At 34.6% G+C, this 12,366-nt stretch carries 11 protein-coding genes; 6 read left to right on the forward strand and 5 right to left on the reverse strand.

Translation table 11 applies throughout. The annotated features are described in order from the left end of the window. Positions 1-26: 26 nt before the first annotated feature. The 4 genes from J3U27_RS00125 to J3U27_RS00140 are packed head-to-tail and all read right to left on the reverse strand — an operon-like array spanning position 27 to position 3,181. Positions 27-1,346, reverse strand: coding sequence for an amidohydrolase (locus J3U27_RS00125; protein WP_065562435.1), 1,320 nt, complete (start codon positions 1,344-1,346; stop codon positions 27-29). Between the two features lie 20 nt (positions 1,347-1,366). Next, positions 1,367-1,816 carry a hypothetical protein gene (locus J3U27_RS00130; RefSeq protein ID WP_065562434.1) on the reverse strand — a complete coding sequence of 150 codons (450 nt, stop codon included), beginning with the start codon at positions 1,814-1,816 and terminating at the stop codon, positions 1,367-1,369. Between the two features lie 10 nt (positions 1,817-1,826). Continuing rightward, entirely contained in the window at positions 1,827-2,603 is a 777-nt protein-coding gene (locus tag J3U27_RS00135) for a DUF3100 domain-containing protein (protein WP_065562433.1), read from the reverse strand. Positions 2,604-2,635: 32 nt separating this feature from the next. After that, positions 2,636-3,181, reverse strand: coding sequence for a cysteine hydrolase family protein (locus J3U27_RS00140; RefSeq protein ID WP_267329996.1), 546 nt, complete (start codon positions 3,179-3,181; stop codon positions 2,636-2,638). Positions 3,182-3,466: 285 nt separating this feature from the next. On the opposite strand from J3U27_RS00140, the gene aspS reads away from it, so the two are divergent. The 5 genes from aspS to J3U27_RS00165 all read left to right on the forward strand — a co-directional run bounded on the left by aspS (position 3,467) and on the right by J3U27_RS00165 (position 8,896). Then, positions 3,467-5,224, forward strand: a complete 1,758-nt coding sequence (gene aspS / locus J3U27_RS00145; RefSeq protein ID WP_065735170.1) for an aspartate--tRNA ligase — start codon at positions 3,467-3,469, stop codon at positions 5,222-5,224. Positions 5,225-5,234: 10 nt separating this feature from the next. After that, positions 5,235-5,684, forward strand: coding sequence for a dihydroneopterin triphosphate diphosphatase (gene nudB, locus J3U27_RS00150; protein ID WP_267329998.1), 450 nt, complete (start codon positions 5,235-5,237; stop codon positions 5,682-5,684). 15 nt (positions 5,685-5,699) lie between these two features. Then, positions 5,700-6,116 carry a hypothetical protein gene (locus J3U27_RS00155; protein WP_065735172.1) on the forward strand — a complete coding sequence of 139 codons (417 nt, stop codon included), beginning with the start codon at positions 5,700-5,702 and terminating at the stop codon, positions 6,114-6,116. 50 nt (positions 6,117-6,166) lie between these two features. Then, positions 6,167-7,630, forward strand: a complete 1,464-nt coding sequence (ubiD, locus tag J3U27_RS00160) for a 4-hydroxy-3-polyprenylbenzoate decarboxylase (RefSeq protein ID WP_267338156.1) — start codon at positions 6,167-6,169, stop codon at positions 7,628-7,630. A 192-nt stretch (positions 7,631-7,822) separates the two neighbouring features. Next, positions 7,823-8,896 (forward strand): SEL1-like repeat protein, encoded by a 1,074-nt coding sequence (locus J3U27_RS00165; RefSeq protein ID WP_267336670.1) that lies wholly within the window; start codon positions 7,823-7,825, stop codon positions 8,894-8,896. 11 nt (positions 8,897-8,907) lie between these two features. On the opposite strand, the gene ppc is transcribed toward J3U27_RS00165, so the two are convergent. Beyond that, positions 8,908-11,550 carry a phosphoenolpyruvate carboxylase gene (ppc, locus tag J3U27_RS00170; RefSeq protein ID WP_267376499.1) on the reverse strand — a complete coding sequence of 881 codons (2,643 nt, stop codon included), beginning with the start codon at positions 11,548-11,550 and terminating at the stop codon, positions 8,908-8,910. A gap of 324 nt (positions 11,551-11,874) precedes the next feature. On the opposite strand from ppc, the gene J3U27_RS00175 reads away from it, so the two are divergent. Then, positions 11,875-12,366: an NADH-quinone oxidoreductase subunit J gene (locus J3U27_RS00175; RefSeq protein ID WP_065562425.1), complete on the forward strand. Its 492-nt coding sequence runs from the start codon at positions 11,875-11,877 to the stop codon at positions 12,364-12,366.

Consider the following 12,366-nt stretch of genomic DNA (forward strand, 5'->3'; position numbering starts at 1 on the left):
CACAAGATTGTGCCAAGTTTTTAACTTTATTTGTCAAAACCCGATAGGAATTTTAAATATTCTTCCTTAGACATTAACGGTTTGTAATTCGCCATTAATGTTTCGGCTGGTTTCGCATCATCATAGAGCAAATCAATAATGGTACAAGCCATCATTTGAGCAGGGCGAATATAGGCCATATCTTCATCAAATACGGTATAGTCTTTTCCATGTAAAATCCCTCTAACCGAACCAATCCAAGGGTGACTTACTGGCATAATATGAGATAGGTCGCCAGTATCTGTACTTCCAGTCATATGTGGTGCGATTGAAACGTTTTCTTCACCAATTAAATTTTCAGCATTTTGCTTTAAAAGGTCATTAAGTGTTGGGTTATTATGTAATGGTAGGTAGCCTGGTAAATCTTTAATTTCACAAGTTGCACCAACAGCCATTGCACCAGCTTTTAATGCTTGATTGATTCTTTCATTCGCATCAATCATTGCAGGAACATTACCTGCTCGTACATAGCTTTCCATTCTTACATCGCTTGGTACAACATTTACTAAGTCACCACCTTGGGTAATAATTGGATGGAAGCGAATATAATCTTTTTCTTGAAAGGTTTCGCGAATAGCATGAACACCCATCATCCCCATCATAGCTGCATTTAAAGCATTTACGCCAGCATGAGGGGCTGCTGCCGCATGAGCTGCCTCTCCCTTATACTTAATTAATTTTCCGATAAAACCATTACTTGTGGTTGAGATTTCAATAAAACCATCCTGACGTTCATTTGGGACGCTTGTTAAATGTATTTGTAATGCCATATCAACATCATCAAAATCACCTCGTGAAATCAATTCTGGTTTTCCGCCAATGTATTTGATTTTGCCTTCTTCAATTAATCGGTTTCGATAGGTAATTTCAACATATTCTTCTGCAGGGACAGCAAATGGTACCACATCCCCGGCTAAAAATTGCATTGCACCTGAGTCAATTAGCCCCATAGTGACAGCCATCATATTAGCGATTTGCGCATTATGGCCACAACAGTGAGCCGCTCCTGAAGTTTCGTCTGCGGCAGGGTGGTCGGCACAAATAATTGCATCGAGCTCGCCAATAATGGCAATGCTATATTTACTTCCTTTCCCACCTTTTAATCGACCTTTAACACCAGTTAAGGCTAATTTATTTTTAAATGGAACACCTAATTTCTCTAAAGCGTCTTCTACTTTTTTAGCTGTTTTATGTTCTTTGTAACCAAGTTCTGGCTCTGACCAAATTGCTTCAGCAATCGACTTGATATCTGCTTTTCGATTTGCAATTGCATCGCAGACTTTTTTCTTTAGTTCTTCTTTAGTCATAAATAAAATCCTTATCCAAATTAGATAACGCCTTCCCAATGTAAAGTAATTTGAGCAATTAGGGCAGCAAAAATAAACGTACCAGAAAAAACAGCTAAAGATACGGGAATGATACGCCAAGATATATTTTTAAATAGCGCAAGATCTTTACCAATCGCTAGTCCCGCATAAGCAAGTACTGGTGTACAAACAGCAAGTAATGAGACTTGATCTGTAATTGCAACCACTTCTTGATGATATGGGAATATCGGTGCTGATACAATAGCAGCAACAACGGATACCCATAGAATTACAGGAAGTTTATTTAATACAGGTAATTTACTTATTAATAATCCTGCAATAGATATGACAACTAACACAGCTAATGCTTGAAGCGATAGCATAAAATCAATTTTATATCCTACAGTGTTACCTGCTGCCATGATAACGGCTACTAAAATAAGTACAAAAATTGTTTCTAAAATTTTCATATTCGATTCCTTATTTATTGCGACGAAGGCGAGCTAAAGTGTTATACATGAAAGAAGCGAAAGGCAAAGAAAATAGTGTATAAATATATATGCCTACAATACCAGACATTAAGTTCGCTGTTGTTGCATAAGCATTGATATTTTCTGATAAGTCAGGATATAAATCACTTATCGGTGCCAATGAAGCAGCCATCATGCTCCCACTACCTACTCCAGCTCCCATTGCTAAAGCATAAGGGTGAAGAATATTCAATTGTGCTATTATGCTTGCAAGGATACTCATCCAAATTGCACCATAAAGAGTCCCACATACATACATAGCCATAACACCTCGTCCTTCAGGTGAATCTAGCCCATATTTATCTGCAACAATAGCTATATTAGGTTCGCGAGCAACAGAGTAGGTTGCACCAACTGCCTCTCTTTTCATACCTAATAACATAGCTAATGGTAATCCTAGTAAAATTGTTCCTGCGAAATGGCCTAATTCTTGAAAAATTAGGGCTAACTTGGCATCGTTTAAAATCATGTCAATTTTAGGACCTACAGCCACACCAAGCTTTGCAATAAGTAATATTAATGTAACCATCATCACTAAACTGGCATGCTGCATATTTTTATTAGTTAATATTTTTAGCTTTGGTAGGCTGATTACACCGCCGAAGATCATTGCATATAACATTGGATAAACGGCGATAATCCATATTGATTGTTTACCGATTAGTTCGCAAATAATTACTACTAACAGTGCAATTATATGCAATTTATAGTCTCGTAAAACTTCCATTCCTGCTCCTTATTTTAATTTTTATCTATATTTTATATTACTGTTGCCCCTAAAGTGTTTTGAAAGTGTTTTAAAGCCCATTGATGACCGATTGGATCAAAGCTAGCAACTGCATTTTGATGAATAATCAATTTGTAGCCTAAATTATAGGCATCAATCGCTGTGTGTAATATGCAAATATCTGTGCAGACACCAACTAAATGGATTTCAGTAATATGTCTTTCGCGTAAGCGTAGATCGAGATCCGTACCACAAAATGCCGAGTAGTGTCGTTTATTCATCCAATAAATATTATCTGAATTCTGATGTTTTTGATAAAGAGGATGTAAATTACCAAATAACTGTTGCCCAAAAGTTCCAATAATATTGTGAGGGGGAAAGAGTTTATTTTCTGGATGATATTTATCTGAAGGGTCATGAGAATCAATCGCAAAAACGATAAATTGATTATTTTGGATGAATGATTTAGTTAAATTTAATATTTCTGACTCAATTTGTTGCCCAGCAGAACCTGTAGTCAAAGCGCCATCGTCAGCGATGAAATCATTAGTATAGTCAATTGAAATTAAAGCTTTCATATCATATGAGTAATATCCAAATAATACTAAAGCTTAGTAATAAATATCTGATAAGACAAGCTATTAAATAAATCATTTTAAAAGCTTATCAAGATAAAACGATTTTATATTTATTATCTAATTGAATTTAAAATAGTTTGTAAAAAAATGTATAAAGTAAAATTATTATAATAAATCGAGTATAAATAAATTAAATAGTGATTATTTTCAAACATAGTCTTTATACCCTGATAAATTGCTCTATAATAATTATTATTTTTGATAACTGTACACAGGATATTTTTAATGAGAACAATTTATTGCGGACAGCTAAACGCAAGCTATATTAATCAAGAAGTCACACTATGTGGATGGGTCAATAAACGCCGAGATTTAGGTGGGATGATTTTTATTGATATGCGTGATCGTGAAGGAATTGTGCAAGTTTTTTTTGATCCTGATTATCAACAAGCATATCAATTAGCTGGCGAATTACGTAATGAATTTTGTATTCAAATTAAAGGAAAAGTAAGAGCACGACCAGAGGGCCAAATTAATAAAGATATGGTAACTGGTGAGGTTGAAATACTGGCGACTGAGCTTGTGATTTTTAATCGTAGTGATGTTTTACCGCTTGATTTCAACCAAAATAATAGTGAAGAACAGCGTTTAAAATACCGCTATATAGATTTACGCCGTCCAGAAATGGCGACTATATTTAAAACTCGCGCAAAAATTACGGCATTTGTCCGTTCATTTATGAATGAGCATGGTTTTTTAGATATCGAAACACCAATGTTAACCAAAGCAACACCAGAAGGTGCTCGAGATTATCTTGTTCCAAGTCGAGTTCATAATGGTGAGTTTTATGCGCTTCCTCAATCTCCACAACTGTTTAAACAGTTACTGATGATGTCTGGATTTGATCGTTATTATCAAATTGTTAAATGTTTTCGTGATGAAGATTTACGAGCCGATCGCCAACCAGAATTTACACAAATAGATGTTGAAACCTCGTTTATGACAGCTGAACAAGTGCGCGAAATCATGGAAAAAATGATACGTGAACTTTGGTTGCATGTTAAAAATGTTGATTTAGGCAAATTCCCAATTATGACTTTTGCTGAGGCAATGCGTCGTTATGGGAGTGATAAACCTGATTTACGTAATCCGCTTGAAATTATTGATGTGGCGGATTTGGTTAAAGATATCGATTTTAAAGTATTTTCAACACCAGCAAATGATCCTAAAGGAAGAGTGGCTTTATTATGCGTTCCAAATGGAGCCGAACTAACACGTAAACAATTAGATGATTATACGCAATTTATCTCAGTTTATGGTGCTAAAGGTATGGCTTGGATCAAAGTTAATGATCGTAGTAAAGGCCTTGAAGGTGTGCAAAGCCCAGTAGCTAAATTTTTTAATGAACCTCAAATGGAAGCATTACTTAATCGTGCCAATGCTAAAGATGGTGATATTTTATTATTTGGTGCGGATAGTTATAAAGTAGTGAGTGATGCATTAGGTGCATTGCGTTTGAAAGTTGGTAAAGATTTAGGTATTACCGATGAGAGTAAGTGGGCGGTACTTTGGGTTGTTGATTTCCCTATGTTTGAGGAAACTGACGAAGGCTTAAGTGCAATGCATCATCCATTTACATCACCAAAAGATTTTACCCCAGAGCAATTAATTAGCAATCCTGAAAATGCAGTAGCTAATGCATATGATATGGTAATCAATGGTTATGAAGTTGGCGGTGGTTCTGTACGTATTCATCGCAGTGAAATGCAGCAGGCTGTCTTTTCTATTTTAGGAATTGATGAACATGATCAGCGTGAAAAGTTCGGCTTTTTACTTGATGCATTAAAATATGGTACGCCACCTCATGCGGGTTTAGCATTTGGCCTAGATAGATTAACTATGCTGTTAACTGGAACAGATAATATTCGAGATGTTATTGCCTTCCCGAAAACGACTGCAGCAACATGTTTATTAACTGATGCGCCTAGTCCTGCAAATCCTACAGCTTTAATGGAATTAGGTATAGAAGTGAGCAAAAAATAGCGATATTTATATGCAAAAATATAAGAACCCTGAGTCAGTATTAGTTGTTATTTATTGTAAACGGACTTTGCGTGTTCTTATGTTGCAACGTAAGGATGATCCTAATTTTTGGCAATCAGTTACAGGTAGTATGGAAGATAATGAATTACCTAGAGATACGGCAATTCGTGAAGTTTTTGAAGAAACCGGTATAGATATTAGCGAAGAAAATCTTAAATTAATTGATGCAAAACATACGGTTGAGTTTGAAATTTTTCCACAGTTTAGATATCGGTACGCACCAGAAGTAAAGATAAATAAAGAACATTGGTTTTATTTAGCTCTTAATGATGAAATAACGCCATTGCTTACTGAACATTTATCTTATCAATGGTTAACTATAAATAGTGCAGCCAATCTTACTATATCGCCAAATAATTGTGAGGCTATTAGTAAAATTGGCTCAATTGATAAAAATTAATACAAGAGATCCAAAATGAAACTTAGCCATTATGTTATTTCGTTATTCAGCTTGTTTTTTGTAATATCTATCAGTCATGCAGAAATGAATATAAAAAAATGCAAAGTAACTAAAGAAGAAGCTTTAATTTTTGATGAATATGATTCACAAATCGCTGAAAAAATTATTGATTACAAGTTACATAATCAACCTGAAAAAAGAGAAAATAGCATTATTAAAATTTTTACAAATGAAAATAGTGAAGATCGTAATTATTGGTTAGCATCGATACAAACTGATGACAAATCAGAATTTTATCTATTTTATCAAGTTGATAAAAACGAAATTATTGAAGTTGACCAAAAACAATTTGAAGCATTATTACCTAAAATCGTTGAATGTAATCAAACAAAACAACTTCCCATATATAGTGAGAACTTTGATGAAGATTAGTTAATCTTCATCAATTAGTATTTCAATAGCGAGAGTTAAAAGGAGTAATAATGTCGTTGTCTAATTTTCGTGATTTTTTAGATTACCTTGAGCAGCAAGGTGAATTAAAACGCATTACTTATCCAATTAACCCTCATCTTGAAATGACCGAGATTGCTGATAGAGTTTTACGCTCTCAGGGACCAGCTCTATTATTTGAAAACCCAATTGGCTATGACATTCCTGTACTTTGCAATCTTTTTGGTACAGCTAAACGAGTTGCTATGGGGATGGGGCGAGAAAAGACTACAGAATTAAGAGAAATTGGTGAATTACTAGCTTTTTTGCGAGAACCAGAGCCACCCAAAGGTATTCGACAATTTTTTAATATATTACCTAAATATAAACAAGTTCTAAATATGCCGGTAAAACGGCGTTCCTCAGCGCCTTGTCAGGAATTAATATTTAAAAATGATGAGGTCGATTTAACTCAATTGCCTATTATGCATTGTTGGCCAGATGATGTAGCTCCACTTGTAACTTGGGGACTAACTATAACTAAAGGACCACATAAAGATCGTCAAAATGTAGGTGTTTACCGATTACAGCTACTAGGTAAAAATAAATTAATCATGCGTTGGTTGTCCCATCGAGGTGGGGCACTTGATTTTGCTGAATGGCAACAATCTTATCCAAATGAAAAATTTCCTATTAGTGTAGCTATTGGGGCTGATCCTGCAACAATATTAAGTGCAGTAACACCAGTACCTGATACCTTATCTGAATATGCTTTTGCTGGATTATTGCGTAATAGCCGAACAGAAGTGGTCAAATCATTATCAAATGAGTTAGAAGTTCCTGCAACCGCCGAAATTATTTTAGAAGGTTATATTGATCCCCATGAGCAAGCTGTTGAAGGGCCTTATGGTGACCATACTGGTTATTACAATGAAGTAGAAAAATTTGCTGTCTTCACAGTTACACATTTAACCAGACGTAAAGATGCAATTTATCATTCTACATATACAGGTAGACCTCCAGATGAGCCGGCTGTAATGGGATTAGCATTAAATGAAGTATTTATCCCGATATTACAGAAACAATTTCCTGAAATTGTTGATTTTTATCTACCTCCTGAAGGTTGCTCTTATCGTATTGCCATTGTGACAATCAAAAAACAATACCCGGGACATGCTAAAAGAGTGATGATGGGTGTATGGTCTTATTTAAGACAATTTATGTATACTAAATTTATTATTGTTTGTGATGACGATATTAATGCTAGAGATTGGAAAGATGTTATGTGGGCTATTTCGACAAGAATGGATCCACATCGAGATACAACATTTGTTGATAATACGCCAATTGATTACCTGGATTTTGCTTCACCTATTTCCGGTTTAGGCTCTAAAATGGGACTTGATGCAACTAACAAGTGGCCGGGTGAAACTAATCGTGAGTGGGGTAAAATTATTACTAAAGATGCTAAAGTAGTCGCTCATATTGATGAAATTTGGGACGAACTTGGATTGTGATAGCTTTTGTTAAATAATTAATTATATTTTTTTATAATGAGTCCGATTAAGCGATTTAATAATATTTACAATATTAGAATAACTTTAACTTTCAATTAAATAATAAAAAAAAGTATATTTAAAAAAACAAAACTATTCCCCTTTTAATCAATTATGTATAATTATTGCTAATATTATGACATTTAAAAAATTATGAAAAAACTTCAAATTATATTGGCTTTGGTGTTATCTATCTCTTGTGGAGCAGTTGCAAGCGAAGCTAAAACACAATCGGATACTGAGTTAAAAGTAAGTGACCCTAGTTCATTAATTCCTTCGTTGTTAATTGCTGCTGAAAAGGGTGATATGCAATCACAATATATGCTAGGAACAATTTATAAGCAGGGGTTAGGGGTTGAGGTTAATGATCTAAAGGCTTTTTTCTGGTTTAAGAAAGCCGCTGATCAAGGTTTAGCTAAAGCTCAAAATAATTTAGCTTATATGTACCAAAATGGTTTAGGGACTAAAGCTAATTTATCTGAGGCATTCAAATTGTTTAAATTGGCTGCCGATCAAAATTATGCTTTAGCTAAATATAATTTAGCTTTGATGTATAAAAATGGTGAAGGCGTAGAAAAAAAAACGTCTACCGCAATTGATTATTTTACCCAAGCTGGCGATCAAGGTATTTATGATGCTTATTTAAATTTAGGCATTATGTACTTTGCGGGTGATGGCGTTGATAAAGATCGCCTGGTAGCGGCCGATTGGTTTAGTAAAGCCGCAAAAGATAACAATCCAGAAGCACAATACTATTTAGGATTAATGTCCCAAACTGGTGACGGTTTAACCCAGGATAATGTTGCTGCCCTTTATTTTTATACTCAAGCGGCCGAACGCGGTTATGTACTAGCAATGTACAATTTAGGCATTATGTATGCAACCGGAACAGGAACAAGACCAGATAACACTCAAGCCGCATATTGGTTTACTCAAGCCGCTGAAGGTGGTAACGCTGATGCGCAATATAATATAGCGGTTATGTATGATGTTGGCGGGGGTGTTCCTAAAGATGAACAAAAAGCAATCGATTGGTATACCAAAGCAGCCAAGCAAGGAAGTGTTGATGCGCAATATAATTTAGGTATTAAATATTTAGAAGGTGAAGGCGTTAAAAAAAATGATAACCTAGCAGTTTATTGGTTTACTAAAGCTAGTGAGCAAGGGGATACCGACGCTAAAGCTTATTTAGAAGAGATAGCTAAAAAAAATAAAAAGGGCGAATAAGCCCTTTTTTCTTATCCTGAATTTCGCATTCCTGCCGCAATACCAGAAATGGTAATCATTAATCCCTGTTCAACTATAGTATTTTCGTTATCATTTTTACGAGAACGACTTAATAATTCTGCTTGTAATAAATTAAGTGGTTCAATATATGTATTACGTAATGCAACAGACTCCGCAATCCAAGGTAAGTCTGCCATCAAGCTAATATCATCAGTAATCGTTAATACGGTATTAATATCTTCGGTTAATAAATTTCTTAACTCCTCTCCTAATGGCCATAATGTAGGAGAAACTAGCCTTTGTTCATAGTACTCATGAATATTCGGCGCCGCTTTAGCGTAAACCATTTCCAACATACCTAATCGGGCATTAAAAAATGGCCAATTATGATACATATCTTTAAGTTGTTCTTTTTTGCCCTCATTGATAACTTGCCTAAGTGCGCTTCCTGCACCTAGCCATGATGGAACCATTAGGCGATTTTGAGTCCAAGCAAAAATCCACGGAATTGCTCGTAAACTTTCTATTCCTCCACCGGTACGACGTTTTTGTGGTCGAGAGCCTAGAGGTAATCTTCCAAGTTCGGTTTCTGGTGTAACTGATCTAAAATAATCAACAAATTCAGCTTTTTCTCTTATGTAGCTACGATAACATTGGCATGAATAATCAGACATTTCGTCCATAATATCACGCCAGACTTGCTTCGGTTCAGGAGGTGGTAATAAATTAGCTTGTAAAATAGCTGATGCATAAAGCATTAAGCTACTAAGTGCAACTTCAGGTAAACCAAGTTTGAACCGAATCATCTCTCCTTGTTCTGTAACACGTAAGCCACCTTTTAATGATCCTGGTGGTTGTGACAGTAAAGCTGCATGAGCAGGAGCGCCTCCCCGTCCGATTGAACCTCCACGACCATGAAATAACACCAAGTTAACATTATATTGTTCAAATAAATTAACTAATTCTTCTTGTGAACGATACTGTGCCCATGATGCTGCGAGAGTTCCTGCATCTTTTGCTGAATCAGAATAGCCAATCATAACCATCTGCTTGCCATTGATTTTTTCACGATACCAAGGAATATCTAAAAGCTTTTGCATAACAGATTTTGCATTATTTAAATCTTCTAAGGTTTCAAACAAAGGCGCAACAGGAATATTTTTTTGGCAATCAACAATTTTTAAAAGTAAGTAAACAGCTAGGACATCAGAAGGTGCTTTTGCCATCGAAATGACATAAGACGCAATCGATTCTTCACCTGCTTTTTTGATAACACGGCAAGTGTCTAATACTTCTTTAACCATTTCATCTGGTTGCCAATTATAGGGTAGTAATGGTCGATTAGATTGTAATTCGGTTAATAAAAATTCTTGTTTTTCTTCTTCTGACCATGAAGCATAGCTGCCTAAGTTTAACTCTTTAGTTAAGGCGTCTAACGCTTCAGTATGCACTGAACTATCTTGACGTATATCTAATCTAACTAATTGCAATCCAAAACTTTTAATACGTCTTAATGTATCTAATAGTGGGCCATGAGCAATAGTTGACATTCCGTTTTCAATTAATGATTCATAACATGTATAAAGTGGTGTCCATAATTGTTCATTCTTTATTAAAAGATCATTAGGTGCTAAAACTTGTTCATTATTTAATAATGCAACTATGTAGCTATGGGTTTTAGTTAAACGTGAACGTAACTGTTTCATTACAGCCCGATAAGGCTCTGATGCTGTTTTATTTTGTTCATCTAATAATTCAATGACTGATTGGCTACATTCAGTCATTGATAATTCACGAACTAAAATTTGAATATCAGCTAAAAATAGTTCAATTGCTTTTAATCTAGCTTGCAACATCACCCTTCCTGTAACTTTAGCTGTTACATTTGGGTTGCCGTCTCGATCTCCCCCCATCCAAGAGGTAAATTTCACTGGAACATGTTCAACAGATAGTTCAGCATTGAATGCATCAACTAATTGGTCATTAAACTCACGTAAGAATAACGGGACACCTTCCCATAAACTATCTTCAATTACAGAGAATCCCCATTTAGCTTCATCAAGAGGAGTAGGGCGTTTTTTACGAATTTCGTCGGTGTACCATGCTTGGCAAACAAGTTGTTTAAGGCGACGCATGATACGTTCTCTTTCATAATCCGCTAAATCGTTATGATCAAGTTGTGACAAACAATTATTAATAGCGGTATAAGTATTAATCATTGTTCGGCGATTGATTTCAGTTGGATGTGCAGTAAGCACTAACTCAATAGATAAATTATCAATAGCTTGTTCAATTGTTTTAGGCGCAAAATTTAAATTTTTAAGTGTTTTAAATAATTCGGTCATTTTTTTAGGGCTGCTCGATGCTTCCCCATGTGGTGAAATTCCATAATACTCAGCAGCAGTATTAACTAAGTTTAAAAATTGATTAAACGCACGTGCAACATGGAGTAAATCTTGATCATTAAGATTTTCAATCAATTTTAGTAATTCATTATGTGCTTGTTTGTTACCTTGCTGAGCTGATTTTGATAACTGCCTTATTTTTTCGACCAAATCGAAAGTTTCATTCCCTGTTGCTCGTTTAATTGCATCGCCCAATAATGTACCTAGCATATTGACGTTGCTTCGCATTGATGAGTATTGGCTATTCATTCTATTCTCTACTTTGTTTATATTTTGCCTAAGAGCCTTTAAGCTGTATGACCAAAAATTAAAGAAAAAGGTATAAATATAAGTTAATTGCTCAGGATATATACTTTATAACAATGTTGTATTGAATTTAAATAATAAAATCTTATAGTTTTTATTATTTCCATCGTTTTTATTATATTTGGTAAAAATAACATTCTGTTGACTATATAAAGATAATAAATTATTTAGAAAGAATTTTTTGTATTAACGAAACGTTAGTAAACTGTATATTGTCGTCGATTGGGTATATACTAATATCATTATGAATAAGTATTGGATTATCTAATGATCGTTGTTTTTTATATTGCATCGATAATAGCTATTATTGCTAGTTTAAAAGTGATTTTTTGTAGAAGGGTAGAGAAGGCAATTTTATATCTCGCTATTTCACTTTTTGCATCAGCATTAATATTTATTCTGTTACAAACATATATTTCAGCTGCTTTATATATCCTCTTTTTTATTTGCGGTGGCATAATCCTTTTTTGGGGTGTTTCTTTAAAGCTTAAAATTCGTAATGATAATGTTGAAAATAATAAACATGGCATAAGTCCTAAGATTTGGTTGGGGCCATTAGTTTTGGCATTCATATTGTTAGTTATTCTTATATATGGTGTAGTAAGCACTGACTATTCACAACTTAAAGAAACACATGAATTAATGCATCAAATGTCTATCTATGCTTATATTTTGATGACGGAATTAGCTGCATTTTTGTTATTAGGTGCAGTAGTTATATCTTATCATTTTATGCATCGAATGTTTTCGGAGAAATAA

This window comes from Gilliamella sp. B2911 (assembly GCF_026536965.1).
In the GTDB taxonomy this organism is placed as follows: Bacteria; Pseudomonadota; Gammaproteobacteria; order Enterobacterales; family Orbaceae; genus Gilliamella; species Gilliamella apicola_E.